Annotated in this window: 23 protein-coding genes; 11 read left to right on the plus strand and 12 right to left on the minus strand. The window is 63.3% G+C overall.

The window, feature by feature from the left end; genetic code table 11:
• Positions 1-125 precede the first annotated feature (125 nt).
• The 7 genes from QFZ88_RS15120 to hslV form a co-directional block, all read right to left on the minus strand.
• Positions 126-1,037: an arginase family protein gene (locus QFZ88_RS15120; protein ID WP_024924290.1), complete on the minus strand. Its 912-nt coding sequence runs from the start codon at positions 1,035-1,037 to the stop codon at positions 126-128.
• 132 nt (positions 1,038-1,169) lie between these two features.
• Positions 1,170-2,132 (minus strand): DUF1402 family protein, encoded by a 963-nt coding sequence (locus tag QFZ88_RS15125; protein ID WP_024924289.1) that lies wholly within the window; start codon positions 2,130-2,132, stop codon positions 1,170-1,172.
• Positions 2,133-2,359: 227 nt separating this feature from the next.
• Positions 2,360-3,667: an ATP-dependent protease ATPase subunit HslU gene (hslU, locus tag QFZ88_RS15130; RefSeq protein ID WP_024924288.1), complete on the minus strand. Its 1,308-nt coding sequence runs from the start codon at positions 3,665-3,667 to the stop codon at positions 2,360-2,362.
• Between the two features lie 13 nt (positions 3,668-3,680).
• Positions 3,681-4,835: a hypothetical protein gene (locus tag QFZ88_RS15135; protein ID WP_024924287.1), complete on the minus strand. Its 1,155-nt coding sequence runs from the start codon at positions 4,833-4,835 to the stop codon at positions 3,681-3,683.
• A gap of 16 nt (positions 4,836-4,851) precedes the next feature.
• Complete coding sequence (locus QFZ88_RS15140) at positions 4,852-5,451, minus strand: DUF2585 domain-containing protein (protein ID WP_024924286.1); 600 nt, start codon at positions 5,449-5,451, stop codon at positions 4,852-4,854.
• Positions 5,448-5,978 carry a GNAT family N-acetyltransferase gene (locus QFZ88_RS15145; protein ID WP_024924285.1) on the minus strand — a complete coding sequence of 177 codons (531 nt, stop codon included), beginning with the start codon at positions 5,976-5,978 and terminating at the stop codon, positions 5,448-5,450. Before QFZ88_RS15145 ends, QFZ88_RS15140 begins: the two co-directional genes overlap by 4 nt.
• A gap of 15 nt (positions 5,979-5,993) precedes the next feature.
• Positions 5,994-6,545, minus strand: coding sequence for an ATP-dependent protease subunit HslV (hslV, locus tag QFZ88_RS15150; protein WP_024924284.1), 552 nt, complete (start codon positions 6,543-6,545; stop codon positions 5,994-5,996).
• Between the two features lie 203 nt (positions 6,546-6,748).
• On the opposite strand from hslV, the gene hisB reads away from it, so the two are divergent.
• From hisB to coaA, 9 genes are read left to right on the plus strand one after another with little or no spacing between them, the layout of a single operon-like run.
• Positions 6,749-7,348 carry an imidazoleglycerol-phosphate dehydratase HisB gene (hisB, locus tag QFZ88_RS15155; RefSeq protein WP_024924283.1) on the plus strand — a complete coding sequence of 200 codons (600 nt, stop codon included), beginning with the start codon at positions 6,749-6,751 and terminating at the stop codon, positions 7,346-7,348.
• Between the two features lie 2 nt (positions 7,349-7,350).
• Positions 7,351-7,839, plus strand: a complete 489-nt coding sequence (locus tag QFZ88_RS15160) for a DUF2628 domain-containing protein (RefSeq protein WP_024924282.1) — start codon at positions 7,351-7,353, stop codon at positions 7,837-7,839.
• Between the two features lies 1 nt (position 7,840).
• Positions 7,841-8,491, plus strand: a complete 651-nt coding sequence (gene hisH / locus QFZ88_RS15165; protein ID WP_024924281.1) for an imidazole glycerol phosphate synthase subunit HisH — start codon at positions 7,841-7,843, stop codon at positions 8,489-8,491.
• A 10-nt stretch (positions 8,492-8,501) separates the two neighbouring features.
• A complete protein-coding gene (locus QFZ88_RS15170; protein ID WP_024924280.1) occupies positions 8,502-8,792 on the plus strand; it encodes a DUF1330 domain-containing protein in 291 nt (96 codons plus the stop codon).
• The gene (hisA, locus tag QFZ88_RS15175; protein WP_024924279.1) at positions 8,793-9,539 is read left to right on the plus strand and encodes a 1-(5-phosphoribosyl)-5-[(5-phosphoribosylamino)methylideneamino]imidazole-4-carboxamide isomerase; all 747 of its coding nucleotides are present in this window, start codon (positions 8,793-8,795) and stop codon (positions 9,537-9,539) included.
• Positions 9,536-10,372, plus strand: coding sequence for an arginase family protein (locus tag QFZ88_RS15180; protein ID WP_024924278.1), 837 nt, complete (start codon positions 9,536-9,538; stop codon positions 10,370-10,372). The genes hisA and QFZ88_RS15180 overlap by 4 nt, the downstream gene beginning before the upstream one ends.
• A complete protein-coding gene (gene hisF / locus QFZ88_RS15185) occupies positions 10,369-11,163 on the plus strand; it encodes an imidazole glycerol phosphate synthase subunit HisF (RefSeq protein WP_024924277.1) in 795 nt (264 codons plus the stop codon). Before QFZ88_RS15180 ends, hisF begins: the two co-directional genes overlap by 4 nt.
• Before the next feature lie 9 nt (positions 11,164-11,172).
• Positions 11,173-11,499 carry a phosphoribosyl-ATP diphosphatase gene (locus QFZ88_RS15190; RefSeq protein ID WP_024924276.1) on the plus strand — a complete coding sequence of 109 codons (327 nt, stop codon included), beginning with the start codon at positions 11,173-11,175 and terminating at the stop codon, positions 11,497-11,499.
• A 23-nt stretch (positions 11,500-11,522) separates the two neighbouring features.
• A complete protein-coding gene (coaA, locus tag QFZ88_RS15195) occupies positions 11,523-12,482 on the plus strand; it encodes a type I pantothenate kinase (protein WP_036253378.1) in 960 nt (319 codons plus the stop codon).
• 29 nt (positions 12,483-12,511) lie between these two features.
• Here coaA and QFZ88_RS15200 read toward each other — a convergent pair whose 3' ends face one another.
• The 5 genes from QFZ88_RS15200 to QFZ88_RS15220 form a co-directional block, all read right to left on the minus strand.
• Complete coding sequence (locus QFZ88_RS15200; protein WP_024924274.1) at positions 12,512-13,660, minus strand: glycosyltransferase family 87 protein; 1,149 nt, start codon at positions 13,658-13,660, stop codon at positions 12,512-12,514.
• Between the two features lie 84 nt (positions 13,661-13,744).
• A complete protein-coding gene (locus QFZ88_RS15205) occupies positions 13,745-14,359 on the minus strand; it encodes an alpha-ketoglutarate-dependent dioxygenase AlkB family protein (RefSeq protein WP_024924273.1) in 615 nt (204 codons plus the stop codon).
• Positions 14,360-14,469: 110 nt separating this feature from the next.
• On the minus strand, positions 14,470-14,940 hold the full coding sequence (gene lysM, locus QFZ88_RS15210) for a peptidoglycan-binding protein LysM (protein ID WP_024924272.1): 471 nt from the start codon (positions 14,938-14,940) through the stop codon (positions 14,470-14,472).
• Positions 14,941-15,024: 84 nt separating this feature from the next.
• A complete protein-coding gene (gene arfB / locus QFZ88_RS15215; RefSeq protein ID WP_024924271.1) occupies positions 15,025-15,462 on the minus strand; it encodes an alternative ribosome rescue aminoacyl-tRNA hydrolase ArfB in 438 nt (145 codons plus the stop codon).
• 82 nt (positions 15,463-15,544) lie between these two features.
• Complete coding sequence (locus QFZ88_RS15220) at positions 15,545-17,155, minus strand: phosphoenolpyruvate carboxykinase (RefSeq protein WP_024924270.1); 1,611 nt, start codon at positions 17,153-17,155, stop codon at positions 15,545-15,547.
• A gap of 358 nt (positions 17,156-17,513) precedes the next feature.
• Between QFZ88_RS15220 and QFZ88_RS15225 the strand changes: the two genes are divergently transcribed.
• Entirely contained in the window at positions 17,514-18,215 is a 702-nt protein-coding gene (locus tag QFZ88_RS15225) for a response regulator transcription factor (RefSeq protein WP_137900309.1), read from the plus strand.
• Between the two features lie 16 nt (positions 18,216-18,231).
• Positions 18,232-20,016 carry a sensor histidine kinase gene (locus QFZ88_RS15230; protein WP_024924268.1) on the plus strand — a complete coding sequence of 595 codons (1,785 nt, stop codon included), beginning with the start codon at positions 18,232-18,234 and terminating at the stop codon, positions 20,014-20,016.
• Positions 20,017-20,019: the final 3 nt, after the last annotated feature.

A 20,019-nucleotide genomic window follows, 5' to 3' on the forward strand; every position in this document is an offset into this window, starting at 1 on the left:
ACCAGTTTCGGAACGAAAGAACCAGAAAAGAGAAGTATGAAATATTTATTCCATATTTCGCGACGCAGTCAAGCGGTGTCGCGCGGACGGATGTCAGTGGGCGCGTCACGCGCCAACATACCCGTTCAAGTCTGCCTGACGATACGGCCGATCGCATTCACGACAAGACGCGCGGCGGTGAGCGCCGTGATGCCGTCGACATCGGCGGGCGTGTAGAACTCGACAAGGTCGAAGCCGGCAAGGCGTCCGCGCTGGCTCACCCCCTCGATCAGCCCGATCGCCTGTTGGTAGGTCAGCCCGCCCGGTGCACGGCCGGCGACGCCCGGTGTCACGCTGGGATCGAGCCCATCGCAGTCGAGGGTCACGACCACGCTGGCACCTGCCGGTATGTGCTTGAGGGCGGCTTCTATGCCTTCGGCATGGATCTCCCTGGCCGTGACGAGGTAGGCGCCCCAGCGCCTGGCGGTCTCGACCTCGCGCGGCCTGGCGCTGCCGACGCCCCGGATGCCCGCCTGCACGATGCCGGCGACATGCGGCATCTCGCTCGCCCGGCGCATCGTGCTGGAATAACCTAGGGGTTCGCCAAAACGCTCGTCGCGCCAGTCGATATGGGCGTCGATCTGCAGGATCCAGATCGGGCCATGATCAGCGAAGCCGGCGAAGAAGGGGATGGGCACTGAATCATCGCCCCCGATCATCAGCGGCGTGGCGCCGCTAGCCAGGATGGCGCGCGTCTTGTCTTCGATCAGCTTGCGGTTGCCAGCATTGTCGGCGACGGATGTTGGCAGGTCGCCCGTATCGACGCAGCAGGGTTCATGGCCCGCGAAGAGGGGGCCGCCGAAGTCGAAGTCAAAGCTGTCGAGGAATTGCACGTCGCCCTGGCTGGCGGCACGGATAGCGGCCGCCGCGCCAGCGAAACCCGAAGGGTCGGCGCCGGGATAGGTGCTGCCATGCGGCGCGCCGAACAGCACCATGCGCGGCTGTGCGCCGTCGGGCAGATGCGCGGGAAAATCAAGAAAACCAGGATGCGGAGGCATGACAGGGAGCTTTGTCGCAGAACCCGTTCGGCCGCACAAGCACCGGTCGCGCCAGTGCCCGATCGAAGTGGGCAAGCCAATCAGCGCGATACGAGCCGCCCCGCACCGATGTCGGCGCGGATGCAGTTGAGCTTAGAACAACGCCTTGAGTTCGGCGAGCTTGTCGTTGACCAGCCAGCCGTAGTAATTTTCTTCCGGCAGCTTTTCCGGCTCGCCGGCGGCGCGGCGGCGCTCGTTCTCGACCTTCAGCGCATGAGCACGGGCTTCCGGATTGCCGACATTGTAGAGCGTGGCGGTCACCCCGGGATTCTGCGAAATGTCGAAGCCGGCGATGTTTTTGTAGGCCTGGATCGAGGTCTTCACGATCGCGGCGACGTAAGGCAGCGTCAGGTCCGGGTCCATGATCGTCTTGTAGATCTGGTTCGGGTCGCTGACGTCGAGTTTGGGCAGGCCCGACACCTTGTTGACCATGTCGCTCATCTCAAGCGCGGTCAGCGGGTTGAGTTGGCCGAGGCCAAAGGTCTGGCCGGCATAATAGGGCTGGAAGAAAGTGGCGCCGAAACGGTCGTCGGGGAAACTGGTGCCGCCCACGGTCTTGCCGCGGAAGGCGCTGTTCCATACCCCTTCCCGGCATTCCCACAGCGCGTTGGAACCGCTTTCGCTGGCGCATTTGGCGAATTCCGGCCGCTTGATGAAGTCCGAAATATCCTCGCCCTGATAGGCAAAGGTCAGCCTGCTGGACAGATACGACATCGCCTTGACGTAGTAGGTCTGCAGCCGGTCGTAGGCGCCGACATTGTAGGTGTGCTCGCCCACCAGCGCGCCGACCATGTGCATCGGGTCGATACCGTAGACAGCGGCGACCTTCTTGATCTTGCCGCGCAGCTCGGTGTCGTTCTGCAGCAGGGCGTAGACCTTGCGGTATTTGGCGTCGAAGGACGTGTTGGTCGCCTTGGTGCGCTTGGCCGAGGAGCCTGGGATCGGCGGCTGCTCGGCATTGCGGTTGCCGGCCGGCACCAATGTGGCGGCCGCACCACTTGCCACCGCTGCTACGGTCACTGCCGAAGCGAGGAAAAGAGAGATCAGTTTTTTCATCAGCCGCTGCCCGAAATCAGTCGCCGCGCCATCCAGTCGTGAACCTCCCGGGCCATGCCGGGCGCGGGGTTCAATCTGCTCTAGGAAAAGCCGGATGACGAGTCGAGCCTTTCGTGACCCCTTGCGGCGAAAGGTACCGCCCTGCTTCCATTTGGCCACACTGGCCGCCACAAAAGGCAGCGGGCACCCGGTTGCCGGGTGCCCGCGATAACGCATGTCGATCGGGATCAGAGGATGAAGCGCGACAGGTCGGTGTTCTTCGACAGATCGCCGACATGCTTCTGCACATAGGCGGCGTCGATGGTCACCTTGGCGCCGTTGCGGTCCGGCGCTTCGTAGGAAATGTCGTCCAGCACGCGCTCCATCACCGTCTGCAACCGCCTTGCGCCGATGTTTTCCACCGTCGCGTTGAGATCTACGGCGATACCGGCCAATGAATCGATGGCGTCGTCGGTGAACTCCAGGTCGACGCCTTCCGTCTTCATCAGCGCGATATACTGCTTGATGAGGCTGGCTTCGGTCTCGGTCAGGATGCGGACGAAATCGGCCTTCTCCAGCGCTCTCAATTCGACGCGGATCGGCAGGCGGCCCTGCAGTTCCGGCAACAGGTCGGACGGCTTCGAGACATGGAATGCGCCTGACGCGATGAACAGGATGTGGTCCGTCTTCACCGGTCCGTATTTGGTCGCCACCGTGGTGCCTTCGACCAGCGGCAGAAGATCCCGCTGCACGCCTTCGCGCGAGGGGCCGCCGGAAATGTCGGAACGGGCTGCAATCTTGTCGATCTCGTCGAGGAAGACGATGCCGTCGTTCTCGGCCGCTTCCAGGGCGCGGCGCACCACCTCGTCCTGGTCGAGCAGCTTGTCGGACTCGTCCTGGATCAGGAGGTTGTAGGATTCCTTGACCGTGGTCTTGCGCGTCTTGGTGCGCTTGCCGCCCATGGCCTTCGACAACATGTCGTTGATGTTGAGCACGCCGACGCCACCCGGCATGCCGGGGATATCGAAGCCGGGCATGCCGCCGGTGCCGGTATCGGCCACCTCGACCTCGATCTCCTTGTCGTCGAGTTCGCCGTCGCGCAGCTTTTTCTTGAAGCTGTCGCGCGTGGCGGGCGACGCGGTCTTGCCGACCAGAGCCTCAAGCACGCGCTCCTCGGCGTTGACATGGGCACGCGCCTTCACGTCCTCGCGCATCTTCTCGCGGATCAGCCCGATGCCGACCTCGACCAGGTCGCGCACGATCTGCTCGACATCGCGGCCGACATAGCCGACCTCGGTGAACTTGGTTGCCTCGACCTTGACGAAGGGGGCGCCTGCGAGCTTGGCCAGACGGCGCGAGATCTCGGTCTTGCCGACACCGGTCGGGCCGATCATCAGGATGTTCTTCGGCATCACCTCTTCGCGCATCTGGCCTTCCAGCTGCTGGCGGCGCCAGCGGTTGCGCAGCGCGATCGCTACGGCGCGCTTGGCGTCTTTCTGGCCGATGATGAAACGATCGAGTTCGGAAACGATTTCGCGGGGGGAGAAATTGCTCATGAATATGACACGTCTACGCTTGTTTGATGGGAGGGAGCTTGTTGAGCACGGATGTGGGGAGGGTAGGGCTTACGATCAAGCGCCTGATATGCTGCCAGCCGGCACCGAAGGTGATGATCAGCGCGCCGACGACCAACAGGATCAGGGCAAAGGGCGGTATGCCCGTGCTGTTTGCCGTGGAATTGACGAGGTAGTAGATGCCGAGCGAGCCGAAATAGGCAAGCGTCGGCACCAGCAGCGAGCGCCTGTCGATGGCGAGCGCGACATAGACGAATGCGATGATGAGGATGGCCAGCATGATCGTGGCATTCGCATCGGGTTCGATGCGGCCCATCACGACATCCTGACCCGTGGCCATGATGAAGAGCGGGTGCACCAGCATCGGCGCCGACACGACATGCAGCCAGAACGCGCAATCGGACCAGATCTTGCGCCGCTCTCGGTCGAACACGTCCAGCGCGACCGCCGTGCCGAACACGATCAGGCCGCAGATCAGCGGCATGTAGAGCGCGGCCCGCATCAGTTGCGGCATGTCCTCCAGCCTTGGCGGGGCCACGGCTCCGGTGGTCACGCCGTCGTAAAGCAGCAGCGCGGTCTGCAGGAAAGCGAGCAGCGTCGCCGCGATCGCGAATACACCGGCCAGAATCGGCACCTTGAAGCGCCAGAAATAGACCGCGACCGCCGCCATGACGCCGCCGAGAAAGAGATAGCCGGCGCTGGAGGCCTGCTGGCGCAGAGCCAATAGCTGCCAGATCGATTCCGGTTTCTGGATCGGATAGCGCGCGAGGATTTCCAGCGCGAGCGCGGTGGTGAACGACACGACGAAAAACAGGCTGAGCACCGTCGACGACAGTTTCATGCGGTGCTGGCGCGTCACCACTTCGGCGAGCAGCCAGGAAAACGCCGCGATGAGCACCGCGACCGACAAGCGCTGGCCTGGAAGCAGGGTGTGGAGCACGAAATAGAAACCGGCCGTCAGCAAGACCGTGCCGACGGTGACGAAAAGATCGTTTCCGCCGCCGATCAGCCGCAGATTTTCTTCGTCGGACTCAGCGTCACCTTCGGTGGTGAACGGGTTGCCGCGCTCCAGCGCATAGAGCCGGTCACGCTGCTGTGCCGTGATCACCCCCTCGGTGACCGCGCTGTCGAGTGTTTCCGCGCTGATCACAACAGGCTTCCAGTCATCATGCTCCACCCTGCCAGGCCTTCACCGCCTCCAGCGGATAGACCAGCATCAGCACGTTGAGCGTCAGGTTGTCGCGGATCATGTAACCGGTGCCCAGCTCGAACAGAATGGCGATAGACACAACCAGCCAGACCGGCAGGAAGCGTGCCATCACAAAACCCACCACCATGGCGAGCGTATCCGACACCGAATTGACGATGGAATCGCCGTAATAGTCGAGCGAAATCGTGCCGGCGCGGTAGCGGTCGATGATGATCGGGCTGTTTTCCAGGATCTCCCAGCCGCCCTCGATCAGCAGCGCGAAGGCGAGCCTCGTCCAGATCGATGAACGCGGGAACAGGAACCTGGCCAGCGCATAGAACAGGAAGCCGTGGATGATGTGCGAGGGCGTGTACCAGTCGGTGATGTGCTGGGAGTTCTCCGAGCTCACCACCACGCCGTGCCAGAGCTTGACATAGCCGCAGGTGCAGATCGCGGGGTGACCCTGGAAATGCAACGTCAGCGCCTGGATGGCGATCAGTGCGGCAGCAATTGCCAGACCCGCCGGCCAGGCCAATCGCTGATGAAGCGGCGGCTCTCCGGCGCGCGATGCCGTCATTCGGCATCCATTTCTTCGGGATTGTCGAGCGCCATCAAAAGCGCTTCGCCGGTGGCGGTCTTGAAACGGCGGATCGTCCGGAAACCGACCTTCTCATAGACCCTGATTGCAACCGCATTGGCCGCGTCCGGGTCGAGAATGACGCGTGGCGCCCCTTCCTCGAACAGCATCTCCACGAATTCGCCGATCAGCCGAGTGCCGTGTCCCTTGCCGACGAGTTCAGGCTCGCCGATGAACTGATCGATGCCCAGCGTGCCCGTCGGCTGGTCCTGAAAGGGGTTCTCACCGTCGTCGAGATACGGGTCGTAGCTCTGGATGAAGCCGATAGGCCGCCCGTCGAGCTCGATGATGAAGGGTTCGACCGCGATGCTGTCGATGGTCTCGGCGATGCCCGTCAGCTCCGTCTCCTTGTCGCCCCACCACGCCGCGACATGCGGTTCGGCGAGCCAGCGGGCAAGGAGCGGCATGTCCTTGTCCGTCAGCGGGCGGAATTCGTAGCTGGGGGCCACATCGGATCGTGAACTCATCTGGGAGTTCACGATCTAGGCTGCGTCCAGCGTTTCGACGACGAAATTATGGTTGGTGTAGACGCAGATGTCGGCGGCGATCTGCATGGCCTTGCGGGCGATCTCCTCGGCGTCCTTGTCGGTGTCGATCAGCGCGCGCGCCGCGGCCAGTGCGTAATTGCCGCCCGAGCCGATCGCCATCACACCCTGTTCCGGCTCCAGCACGTCGCCATTGCCGGTCAGCGCCAGCGAAACGTTCTTGTCGGCCACCAGCATCATCGCCTCCAGCCGGCGCAGATAGCGGTCGGTGCGCCAATCCTTGGCGAGCTCGACGCTGGCGCGCATCAGCTGGTCCGGATATTGCTCCAGCTTGGCTTCCAGTCGCTCCAAAAGCGTGAAAGCGTCGGCGGTGGCGCCAGCAAAGCCAGCGATCACATTGCCGCCCTTGCCGATGCGGCGCACCTTGCGTGCATTGCCCTTCATGATGGTCTGGCCGAGGCTCACCTGGCCGTCGCCGGCAATCACCACTTTGCCGCCCTTGCGCACGGTGATGATGGTGGTGGCGTGCATGGAAAGTTCATTCGACATCGATTGCTCCGATCCCGCGCGATCCCTTTCAAGGCGACTGGCGCGTCACGAGTTGAGTTGCGGCATATGTATGAAGCGGCATCCCGTTTGCAAACCCAGACCGGCACTCGACAGGCATATGTTCCGGCGGTTGGTTTTGGCAACTGGCAATCGCCGGATCATGCTGTTAGAACGCACTCGTTTTCCTGAAAAGAGGAAGAGATATGGCGCCCCGTTCAGCCGAAGTCAGCCGCAAGACCAAGGAAACCGACATCGCCGTGTCGGTCCATGTCGACGGGACCGGCAAGTCGGATATTTCGACGGGCGTCGGTTTTTTCGACCATATGCTCGACCAGCTGTCGCGCCACTCGCTGATCGACATGACGGTCAGGGCCAAGGGCGACCTGCATATCGACGACCACCACACGGTCGAGGACACCGGCATCGCCATCGGCCAGGCGCTGGCCAAGGCGCTCGGCGAGCGCCGGGGCATCATGCGTTATGCCTCGATCGACCTCGCCATGGACGAGACGCTCACCCGCGCCGCCATCGACGTTTCGGGGCGGCCGTTCTTGGTCTGGAACGTCGCCTTTTCGGCGCCGAAGATCGGCACATTCGATACCGAACTGGTGCGCGAGTTCTTCCAGGCGCTGTCGCAGCATGCCGGCATCACGCTGCATGTGACCAATCATTACGGCGCCAACAACCATCATATCGCGGAAACCTGCTTCAAGGCGGTGGCGCGTGCCCTGCGGGCGGCGCTGGAAAGCGATCCGCGCCAGCCTGACACGGTTCCTTCCACCAAGGGTTCGCTGAAGGGGTAGCCATGGCCAGCTATGTCGTTCTGGAGCCGCCTTCCGACGGCCTCGGCGCGAGGCCGGAAGGGGCGCGGCTGATCCGCGACGGGTTCTCCTGGTTCGCGTTCATCGTGCCGCCGCTATGGCTGTTGTGGCATCGGCTGTGGTTCGCCGCTGTCGCTGCCATCATTGTGCTCGGCGTGCTCTCGGCGCTTGGCGAAAGCCGAGGACTTGGCCTTACCGGCGCATTGCTGACATTGCTCGTCTCGCTTTATTTCGGACTGGAAGGCCAGGCGCTTCGGATCGCCGGGCTGCGTCGCGCCGGCTGGACGGAATGGGGCATCGTCGAGGCCGAAGACCTGACCGATGCCGAGACGCGTTATGCTTTCGGGCTCGGACGCGACGAGGGTATCGCAGCCGCCACCGAGCCGTTGCCGACGATCGTGCCGGCTGCCAATCCCGCCCGTACGGTGCAGACCGGCATGGCGCTTGGACTTTCTCATCCCGGACGACACTGACATGCGCGTTGCCATCATCGACTACGGCTCGGGCAATCTGCGCTCGGCCACCAAGGCCTTCGAGCGTGCCGCGCGCGAAGCCGGCATAACGGCTGAAATCGAGCTGACGGCCGATGCCGAACGCGTGCGCGGCGCCGACCGCATCGTGCTGCCCGGCGTCGGCGCCTATGCCGACTGCGCCGCCGGCCTGCATGCCGTCGACGGCATGTGGGAAGCCGTGCAGGAGGTCGCCATCGCCAGAGGCCGGCCCTTCCTCGGCATCTGCGTCGGCATGCAGTTGATGTCGGAGCGCGGGCTGGAAAAGACGGTGACGCCGGGCTTCGGCTGGATCGGCGGCGACGTCAAGGAAATCACGCCGTCGGACCCGTCCTTGAAGATCCCGCAAATCGGCTGGAACACCATCGAGCTGAAGCGCGAGCACCCGCTGTTTGCCGGCATACCAACCGGGCAGGACGGGCTGCATGCCTATTTCGTCCATTCCTACCATCTCGATGCCAGCAAAGCCGGCGAAGTGCTGGCAGTGGCCGACTATGGCGGGCCGGTGACGGCGGCGGTGACACGCGACAACATCGCCGGCACGCAGTTCCATCCCGAAAAGAGCCAGGCACTGGGTCTTGCACTCATCGCCAATTTCCTGCGCTGGAAGCCGTGAGGAGAGCGTCGTGACCAAGAAAGGCTACTGGATGGCGATGGTCGATGTTCGCGACCCGGATGTCTACAGGAAGTACATCGAGACCAATGGTATGGCCTTCGCCAAATATGGCGCGAAGTTCCTGGTTCGCGCCGGTCGCAACACCGACCCCGAAGGACCGACCGGCAACCGGCATGTGATCATTGAGTTCGAGACCTACGAGACGGCGCTGGCCTGCTACAATTCGCCGGAATACCAGGAAGCGCTGAAGCATCGGCTGGCCGGGTCGGTCGGCAAAGTCGTCATCGTCGAGGGCGTGTAAGTGATCCTTTTCCCAGCTATCGACCTCAAGGACGGCAAGTGCGTTCGCCTGAAGCTCGGCGATATGGACACCGCTACCGTCTACAATGAAGACCCCGCCGACCAGGCCCGCGCTTTCGAACACCAAGGCTTCGAGTGGCTGCACGTCGTCGACCTGAACGGCGCTTTCAAGGGCCAGAGCGTCAACAGCGCCGCTGTCGGCGCTATCCTCAAGGCAACGAAGAATCCGGTACAGCTTGGCGGCGGCATCCGCACCTTGCCGCAGATCGAGGACTGGCTGGACCGTGGACTGGCTCGCGTCATCCTCGGCACGGTCGCCGTCCGCGATCCCGAACTGGTCAAGGAAGCCTGCCGGGCGTTTCCGGGCAAGGTGGCCGTCGGCATCGACGCGAGGGGGGGCAAGGTGGCTGTGGAAGGCTGGGCGGAGGCCTCAAGCCTCGGCGTCGTCGAACTGGCAAAGAAGTTCGAGGGCGCCGGCGTGGCCGCAATCATCTACACCGACATCGACCGCGACGGCGTTTTGACCGGCATCAACTGGGGCTCGACCATCGATCTTGCCGAAGCGGTGTCGATCCCGGTTATCGCCTCGGGCGGCCTGGCGTCCATCGCCGACATCGTGCGCATGACGATGCCCGACGCCAGCAAGCTCGAAGGTGCCATTTCGGGCCGCGCGCTCTATGATGGCCGCATCGATCCTGCCGAGGCGCTGGCGATCCTCAAGGGCAAGACCAGGGAGGCCAACTGGTGAAGCTGACCATCGTTCTCGCCCCTTACGACAGCGGCCTCTACCATGTCGGCTTCGGTCAGGGCCCGGATGCGCTGATAGCCGGCGGTCTGGTCGAGGCGCTGACTTTGGCCGGTCACGATGTCGAGGTCGAGGATATCGACAAGGTCGGGCCGGAGCCGGGCCGCGAGATCGCCACCGGTTTTGCCGTCTGCAACACAGTGGCTGAAAAAGTTCGTAATGCGCGTGACGAGGGGCGCTTCCCGGTCGTGCTTACCGGAAACTGCCTGACGGCCTGTGGTGCCGTGGCCGGCGAAGACGCGGATTCCATCGTCTGGGCCGACCAGCATGGCGATCTCAACACGCCGGAAACCTCGATCTACGGTTTTCTCGACGGCATGGCGTTCTCGACCGCGCTCGGCCTCTGCTGGAAGCCGATGGCGGCGGCCGTTCCGGGGTTCAAGCCGATCGATCCGTCGCGTTCCGTGCTGATCAATGCGCGCGACCTCGACCCGGATGAAAAGGCGCTGCTTGAGACCCTGCCGGTCATCCGCACCGAATGCGGCGCGGCCGCCTCCGCAGCTGCCAAGCTGAAGGCGACTGGTGCTGCGCGCACGCATTTGCATATCGACCTCGACGTGCACGATCCGAACGAATTGCAGGTCAACCGCTATGCGACCGCCGGCGGGCCCAACCCCGTGCAGTTGCGCAGTGCCGCCTGCATCATGGCCAAGGAGATGTCGGTGGTGGGCATCACCATTTCGGCTTACGATCCGGCCTTCGACGCCAAGGCGGAAGCGCCGCCGCTGGTCGGCCAACTGCTCAACGATCTGCTGGCCACGATGGAAGGCAAATGACCCTCAAAGCCCGTGTCATTCCCTGCCTGGACGTCAAGGACGGCCGCGTCGTCAAGGGCGTGAATTTCGTCGATCTCATTGATGCCGGCGACCCGGTCGAGGCAGCCAAGGCCTATGACGCGGCCGGCGCCGACGAGCTTTGCTTCCTCGACATCACCGCATCTTCCGACAATCGCGAAACCATCTTCGACGTCATTGCTCGCACTGCCGAGCAATGTTTCATGCCGCTCACCGTTGGTGGCGGTGTGCGGCAGGTGGCCGATATCCGCAAGCTTTTGCTGGCCGGCGCCGACAAGGTGTCGATCAACACCGCCGCGGTGAAGAACCCGGCCTTTGTTGCCGAGGCCGCCGACAAGTTCGGCAATCAGTGCATCGTCGTTGCCATCGACGCCAAGAAGGTGTCGGCGCATGGCGAGACTGATCGCTGGGAAATCTTCACCCATGGTGGACGCGAGAAGACCGGCATCGACGCGGTCGAGTTCGCCGCCAAAATGGTCGATCTCGGCGCTGGCGAAATCCTTCTTACCTCGATGGATCGCGACGGCACCAAGGCCGGTTACGATATCGCGCTGACGCGCGCCGTGGCCGATGCCGTGCGCGCGCCGGTGATCGCTTCGGGTGGCGTCGGCAATCTCGATCACATGGTCGCCGGCATTCGCGACGGCCATGCCACGGCGGTGCTGGCCGCCTCGATCTTCCACTTCGGCACCTACACCATTGCCGAGGCCAAGCGGCACATGGCGGCGGCCGGCCTGGCGGTACGACTCGACTCGGACGCCAAAGGGTCCTAAACGGCGATTATGACTGGCTTTTCGCTGTCCGACCTTGAAGCGACCATCCGCGAACGCGCGCGATCCGGCGATCCGGATTCGTGGACGGCGAAGCTTTATGCGCGCGGCATGGACAAGGCGGCGCAGAAGCTCGGCGAGGAGGCGGTCGAAACGGTCATCGCCGCGATCAAGGGCGATCGTCAGGCCCTCGTTTCGGAAAGCGCCGATCTCCTCTATCATTGGCTGGTGGTGCTCGGCTTAGCGGACGTTCCGCTAAGCGAGGTGCTGGCGGAACTCGAACGCCGGACGGGGCGTTCAGGCGTTGCCGAGAAGGCCTCGCGGCAAGAGCGGGGCTGATGCTGGAGGGAGTGGGACACGCGATGGATCAGCTCGCGCCTACCGAAAAATATTCCCCCTACCTTTTCTTTTCGGCCGCCGATTGGGCGAAATTCCGCGCCGACACACCGATGACCCTGGGCGAGGACGAAATCCGCCGCCTGCGTTCGCTGAACGACCCGGTCGATCTGGAGGAGGTGACGCGCATCTATCTTTCGATGTCGCGCCTGCTTTCGGCGCATGTCGAATCCAGCCAGATGCTGTTTCGCCAGCGCCAAGCTTTCTTCAACAAGGAAAGCGTGGTCAAGACGCCCTACATTATTGGCATCGCCGGTTCGGTGGCGGTGGGCAAGTCGACCACGGCACGTGTGCTGAAGGAACTGCTTGCGCGCTGGCCGTCGAGCCCGAAAGTCGACCTGGTGACCACGGACGGCTTTCTGTTGCCCAACGAGGTGCTGCGCCGCGACCGGTTGATGGAACGCAAGGGTTTTCCCGACAGCTATGATGTCGGCGCCCTGCTGCGTTTCCTGTCCTCGATCAAGTCGGGCGAGCGCGACGTGCGCGCGCCGCTCTATTCGCATCTCACCTATGACGTTTTGCCGGGCGCGTATGTCACCATTGATCGGCCCGATATCCTGATCTTCGAAGGCATCAACGTGCTGCAACCCGGCAGGCTGCCGATGGACGGCAAGTTCGTGCCGTTCCTGTCGGATTTCTTCGATTTCTCAATCTATATCGATGCCGACGAGGCGCTGATCCATGAATGGTACATCGCCCGTTTCATGCGATTGCGCGAAACCGCGTTCCGCAATCCGGAATCCTTCTTCCACCGCTATTCGCAACTGTCCGAGCCGGCGGCGCGCGCGATCGCGGAAGGGCTGTGGGCCAACATCAACCTGAAGAACCTGCGCGAGAACATCCTGCCGACGCGCCCCCGCGCCGACCTCATCCTGCGCAAGGGCGCCAACCATCTGGTCGAAGAAGTGGCGCTGCGGAAGTTGTGATCCTGGTCGCCGGCTCGCCGGACTTCGCATCAAGCCAGGAAAAGAAGCGGGAGAACCAGCAGCGAGGAGATCGGCAGGCCGGCTATGTTGAGAACAAGCACGAGCTGCGGCAACATCCATGCAAGGATGATCGGCAGTTCCGCTCTTAGCGGCCCGCTGGCGATCACCCACGGCCGCCGCGCCACGATGAGCGCGCCGCTCAACAATAGGGCCAGATCGTAGTTGTGGATGTAGGGGGTGATCAGAACCGTCGCCAGCAACAGGAGTGCGGCGCGGCGTTCCGGGTCGTGGACACGCCAGATGCGCCACGCGAAAACGAGGCCGACACCGCAGGCGAAGGCGGCGTGGATCGCCAGGGCGAGGACGGAGTTTCCGGTCACGATGCGCAAGCCCATGAATATGGAGGGGATCATGGCCATGAACGGCCCGCTGCCGTTCCGTTCGAGATCGCTCAAGACCGGCAAGGTGTCGCCGAGATAGTCGCGCCATGGCCCCGTGCCGAACATGAGTACCGAAAAGCCCGCGAACAGGACCGTTCCCAGCGCCGTCCAAAGGATCATCCGCCAGCGTCGTTCGACGGCCCACAGCAGGGGGAGCAGGAAACCGCCCTGCGGTTTGATCGTCAGGATTGTGGCGGCCGCCGAAGGAACGGCATCGCGCTTGGTTCGCGCCGACAGCGCCAGCAAGACGAGCCCTGCGACGGCGCTGCCGCTCTGGCCATAATAGAGGTTCACGACCGTGGCCGGCGATGTGAGCAGAACCGCGGTTTCGAGGCGATCGAAGCCGAACCGCCGCGCGCCGACGAACAGCAATATCAGGCCGAACACGGACCAGACGGCAAGGGCCGGGTAGTAGCCGATCAGGCCGAACGGCCAGATCAGAAGCAGGGAATGTGGGGGATAGGCCCACAGACGCAGTCCCAGATCGGCGCCGCCAACGAACGTGGCCTGATAAGCCTTGAAGCCGCTGACGGCGTAGATCTCGTTCGCGTGTCCGGACAGCACCATGCGGGCTGCCGCCCACAGATTGATGAAATCGCCGCCGACGGGCGTGCCGTCGGCATAGAGCAGTCCGCTGATGCCGGTGAGGCTGCTGTATTTGTAGATACAAGCGCCGATGAGATGAGCCACACCCAATATGAGGAGGGCCAGTTTGAGGTTGCGCCCAGTCTTGCCCATGCCCACCACAGCAACGAATCGACCGCCGCAGCATCCTCGAACTGGGTTGAGCCTGTCCAGAGAGAACTGGCGCTGACATCTCGGCTACGGCACTGTCACCCGCCTCAGCGTCAGATTGATCCTGCCGCCATTCTTCAACAGCGCCGAAGTCATGGGATAAATCCTGTCGACGCCGTGGAAGGCCAGGCGGCCTTCGCCGCCAAGCACCACGACGTCGCCGGACTTAAGCCTGAATGAAACGGTCTTGCCGTCGCGCTTGGGTTGGCCGACGCGAAACAGGCAATCGTCGCCGAGCGAGATCGAGACGACGGGCGCGTCGAATTCCTGTTCGTCGCGGTCTTGGTGCAGGCCCATCTTGGCATCCGCCGTGTAGAAATTGACGAGACAGGCCTCCGGCGGGTGCGGATAGCCCGAAACCTCGCGCCACAAGGCAAGCAGGCTTTCCGGGATCGGTGGCCAGGGCATTCCTGTCACCGGATGCGTCGCTTGATAACGATAGCCGCGCTCCTTGTCGGTGACCCAGCCGAGTGTTCCGCAATTGGTCATGCGCACGCTCATCTCCTTGCCGGTGCGCGGCATCGCCGGCACGTAGAGCGGCGCTTCCTGCACCACGGTGCGCACCGCCTCGACCAGTGCCTCCTGGGCGGGTCGCGGCAGGAAGCCGGGCATATGGCGGACGCCTTTGGGCAGGACGAGCATGGTCGGGCTCCGGTTGCTGGTAGCGCTCATAGAATAGCAATGCGTCCGGAAACGAAAAACGGCGACCCGAAAGCCGCCGTCTCGTCGATGATCGCCGAGCGATCCCCTGATCAGGAAAGTTCGGGAATACGCAGAACCTGGCCGGGATAGATCTTGTCGGGATGGGTCAGCATCGGCTTGTTGGCCTCGAAGATCAGCGGGTTCTTGGCGCCATTGCCCTTGCCATATTGCGCCTCGGCGATCTTCCAGAGGTTGTCGCCCTTCTTGACCGTATAGAAGACGGGCGCCTTGGCGGGTGCGGCGCTGGCGGCGTCGGTGCCGACCTTCAACTCGTCGGCCTGCACCTTCGACACACCCAGCGTGTTGCCAACCGCGATCACCGCCTTTTCGAAGATCGACTGGTCCTTGACCTCGCCCTTCAGTACGGCGGTGTCGCCCTTGACCTCGATCTGGACGCCGTCGGTGCCGAGCTTGTGTGAATCCAGCTCCTTTTTCAGGGCGTCGGCTTCAGGCGCTGCTTCCTCGTCGCCGCCGATGCCAAGCTTCTTGCCGACGCCTTTGACGAAATCGAAAATTCCCATTGAGGCCTCTCCTTGCCTGTTTGCGGGAGTGCCAACCTCGCATCCGAAGACGACGATGTGAAGTCACGTTGCGGAACGTGCCTGTTACTCGTCGCCAACCCGGCCGCGCAGCTTCTTGACGGTCGCGCGTCCCGCCTTGCTTTTCAGCCGCCGCTCGATCGCGCCCTTGCTCGGCTTCGTCTTCTTGCGCGGTGGTGGTGGCGGTTCGGCGGCCTTGGCCACCAGTGCCGTCAGCCGGGTCCTAGCGTCGGCGCGGTTCTGTTCCTGCGTGCGGAAACGGCCGGCCTCGATGACGATGACGCCATCCTTGGTCGCGCGCTGGCCAGCCATCCGGATCACCCTGTCGCGCACGCGCTCGGAAAGGCCAGTGGCGCCTGCTGCGTCGAAGCGCAGCTGCACGGCGGTGGCCACCTTGTTGACGTTCTGCCCACCGGGACCCGAGGAGCGGATAAAGCTCTCCTCGAGGTCGTCCGGATGGATGACCGCCTCGCGGCTGATGGTGATTGTATCTTCGTTGCCCATTGACCAGTGATGGCGCGGCGGCGCCAAAAAGAAAAGGCCCGATCGCAATCGGGCCCTGGAGGAGAAATGCGTCGGAATGCTGTTATTCGGCAGCTACCTGAACGCGTGGCGCAGCACCACGCACCGATGCATCGACATGGTCCTCGAACTTGCCGAAATTGTCGATGAACATGCCAACCAGCTTGGCGGCCTGACGGTCATAGGCGGGCTTGTCGGCCCACGTCGAGCGCGGATCGAGGATGGCGCCGTCGACGCCGTCCACGGTCACAGGAACCTCGAAGCCGAAATTCGGGTCGGTGCGGAAGCTGGCCATGTTCAGCGAGCCGTTGAGGGCGGCGGCCAGAAGCGCGCGCGTCGCCTTGATCGGCATGCGGCGACCGGTGCCATAGGCGCCGCCGGTCCAGCCGGTGTTGACGAGCCAGCAGGTGACGCCGTGCCGGGCGATCAGCTCGCGCAGCAGATTGCCGTATTCCGAAGGATGGCGCGGCATGAAGGGTGCGCCGAAGCAGGTCGAGAAGGTCGCTTCCGGCTCGGTCACGCCCTTTTCGGTGCCGGCCACCTTCGCGGTATAGCCGGACAGGAAATGATACATCGCCTGCGCCGGCGTCAGCCGGGCGATCGGCGGCATCACGCCGAAGGCGTCGGCCGTCAGCATGATGATGTTCTTGGGGTGGCTTGCGCGGCCGCTGGCGCTGGCATTGGGAATGAAGTTCAGCGGATAGGCGCAACGCGTGTTCTCGGTGAGCCGCCCGTCGTCGAAATCCGGCACGCGGTTGTCGTCGAGGATCACGTTCTCCAGCACCGTGCCGAAGCGGCGCGTGGTGGCGAAGATTTCAGGCTCCGCTTCGGCCGAGAGCTTGATGGTCTTGGCATAGCAGCCGCCCTCGAAATTGAAGATGCCGTGCGGGCCCCAGCCATGTTCGTCGTCACCGATCAGCGTGCGCGCCGGATCGGCCGACAGCGTGGTCTTGCCGGTTCCGGAGAGACCGAAGAACACGGCGGCGTCGCCGTCGGGCCCTTCATTAGCGGAGCAGTGCATCGGCATCACGCTTTGCTCGGGCAGCAGGTAGTTGAGGGCGGTGAACACCGACTTCTTCATCTCTCCGGCATAGGAGGTGCCACCGATCAGCACGATCATGCGCGTCAGGTCGAGCGCGATCACCGTCTCGGTACGGGTGCCATGGCGGGCTGGGTCGGCGCGGAAGGATGGCAGATCGATGATCGTCATCTTCGGCAGGAAGCGGGCAAGCGCTTCCATTTCCGGACGGATCAGAAGATTGCGGATGAACAGCGAGTGCCAGGCGAACTCGGTCACCACGCGGGTCGGCAGGCAAAGCTCGGCGTCGGCGCCGCCGACCAGGTCCTGCACGTAGAGATCCTTGTCGGCCGCATGCGCCAGGAAGTCAGCGAAGAGCGTCTCGAACTGTGCCGGCGTGATCGCCTTGTTGTTGCCCCACCAGACGCTGTCTTCGGTCTTGGCGTCGCGAACCACGAACTTGTCCTTGGGCGAACGACCGGTGTGTTGGCCGGTCTCGGCCAACAGTGCGCCATGCGCGGTCAGCTTCGCCTCGCCGCGGCGCAGCGCTTCCTCATAGAGCTCGGCGGCACCGAAATTGTACCGCACCATGCCCGTCGTTTTCAGGCCGATGGTGTCGAGCCCGCATGCGGGATTACGCTTGCCGCGTTCCGACATCGATAATTCTCCCTGTTGAATGCCGCCTTGGATGGCTGTCCGCCGAAAGGATGAGTAAAGCCCTGGAAAAAGGCCAAAATCAGAAAAAGCAAACGATATCAAATCATTAATCGATTTAAAAAATTTGAAAGTTGTTTAAATCGTTTAAATATGAAAAAAGCCGGGGTCACGCCCAAAGCATTACGGCGCGGGTGTCGTCCTATCGCGGCGAGAGCACGGCGAAGGGCGCGATTGTGGACATAGGCGCCCAGCCGATGTAGGAGGGCTGGCGGCGTGCCACATTTTGTACCTAATTTGTCCTGCAAAAGCTCGTTCCGACGGAACGAAGGGACGCCCGCCCATGAGGGAGCCGCTTGAAATGGCAACAATCGCCCTGGTCGACGACGACCGCAACATCCTGACATCGGTTTCGATCGCACTGGAATCGGAAGGATATCGGGTCGAGACCTACACCGACGGTGCCTCGGCGCTGGAAGGCCTGGCGGCGCGTCCGCCAAACCTCGCCATCCTCGACATCAAGATGCCGCGCATGGACGGCATGGAGCTTCTGCGCCGGTTGCGCCAGAAGACCGACCTGCCGGTGATCTTCCTGACCTCCAAGGACGACGAGATCGACGAGCTGTTCGGCCTGAAGATGGGTGCCGACGACTTCATCAAGAAGCCGTTCTCGCAGCGTCTGCTGGTCGAGCGCGTGCGCGCCGTCTTGCGCCGCACCAGCGCCCGCGAGGCCGCGGCCAAAGCCCCGACGCAGCAGTCCCGCTCGCTCGAGCGCGGCCAGCTCGTGATGGATCAGGAACGCCACACCTGCACCTGGAAGGGCGAGCCGGTGATATTGACCGTCACCGAGTTCCTCATCCTGCATTCGCTGGCACAGCGGCCGGGCGTGGTGAAAAGCCGTGATGCGCTGATGGATTCGGCTTATGATGAGCAGGTCTATGTCGACGACCGCACCATCGACAGCCACATCAAGCGGTTGCGCAAGAAGTTCAAGGTCGTCGACGACGACTTCGAGATGATCGAGACGCTTTATGGAGTCGGCTACCGATTCCGCGAAGCGTGAGGCTGATCGGGATACGATGGCGGTAGAGGTGGAGCGGAACAGGCCGACAGCGGCCGCGCGGCGGCCGCCGCGCATTCTGCCTGCCATGTTCTCGAAGGTGACGGTGCCGATGCGCCGTTTCCTCGGCCATCACATCTTCTCCAGCCTCACCCGCCGCATTCTCTTCCTCAACCTGGCCGGTCTGGCGGTGCTGGTCACCGGCATCCTCTATCTCAACACTTTCCGCGACGGCCTCATCGACGCGCGTGTCGAGAGCCTGATGACGCAGGGCGAGATCATCGCCGGCGCCATCGCCGCCTCGGCAACCGTCGAGACCGACGCCATCCGCATCGATCCCGAGAAATTGCTGGAATTGCAGGCCGGCGAGAGCATCGGCCCTTCCGCCGACCAACTCGACAATCTTGATTTCCCGATCAATCCCGAGCGCGTGGCGCCGGTGCTGCGACGGCTGATCTCGCCAACGCGCACGCGCGCCCGCATCTACGACCGCGATGCAAACCTTCTGCTCGATTCCAGGCACCTCTATTCCAAGGGCCAGATCCTGCGCTACGACCTGCCGCCGGTCGACGAGGAGGAACCGAGCGTCGCCGAACGGGCGCAGAAGTTCATCTTCGACATTTTCTCCAACCACTCGCTGCCGGTCTACAAGGAACAGCCCGGCGGCAATGGCGGCGCCTTTCCGGAGGTGGTGAAGGCACTGACCGGCAGCCCTTCCACCATCGTCCGGGTGAGCGAAAAGGGTGAGCAGATCGTCTCCGTCGCGGTCCCCATTCAGCGTTTCCGCGCGGTGCTTGGCGTGCTGATGCTGTCCACCGAAGGCGGCGACATCGATAAGATCGTGGCGGCGGAACGCAAGGCGATCCTGCGCGTGTTCGGCGTGGCGGCGCTGGTCACGGCGATCCTGTCGATGCTGCTTGCGTCGACCATCGCCAACCCGCTGCGCCGGCTTTCCGCGGCGGCGGTGCGGGTGCGCCGGTCGATGCGCAACCGCGAGGAAATCCCGGATTTTTCCGAGCGCCAGGACGAGATCGGCAATCTGTCGATTGCCGTGCGTGACATGACCAACGCCCTCTATGCCCGCATCGAGGCGATCGAGAGTTTCGCGGCCGATGTTTCGCACGAACTGAAGAACCCGCTGACCTCGCTGCGCAGCGCCGTCGAAACCTTGCCGCTGGCCAAGAACGAGGTCTCGCGCTCTCGGCTCATGGAGGTCATCCAGCACGATGTGCGGCGGCTCGACCGGCTCATCACCGATATTTCCGACGCTTCGCGGCTCGATGCCGAACTGGCGCGCGACGACGCCGCGCGCGTCGATTTCAAGCAATTCGTCTCCGATCTCGTCAGCATCTCGCGCGAGGCGTCGCACCACAAGAAAGCGGTGGAGCTGGAGCTCAAGGTGGCCAAGCTGCCGCAGGGCGTGAAGGGCTATTATGTGCAGGGCCACGACCTGCGGCTCGGCCAGGTCATCACCAACCTGATCGAGAATGCCCGCTCCTTCGTGCCGGACGAGCACGGCCATATCTCGATGTCGCTGTCGCGTTCCGGCAAGTTCAACATCCTGACCGTGGAAGACAACGGTCCCGGTATCCGCGCCGAGAACATCGAGCGCATCTTCGAGCGCTTCTACACTGACCGTCCGGCCGGCGAAGCCTTCGGCCAGAATTCCGGCCTTGGCCTGTCGATCAGCCGTCAGATCGTCGAGGCGCATGGCGGCACGCTGACCGCCGAGAACATCCTCGGCACCAAGCCCGGCGATATCAAGGGTGCCCGCTTCATCGTCGCGCTGCCGGCCGAAGGGTGAGGC

Origin of the sequence: Mesorhizobium sp. YL-MeA3-2017 (assembly GCF_030814575.1) — a bacterium.
Classification (GTDB): Bacteria; Pseudomonadota; Alphaproteobacteria; order Rhizobiales; family Rhizobiaceae; genus Mesorhizobium; species Mesorhizobium terrae.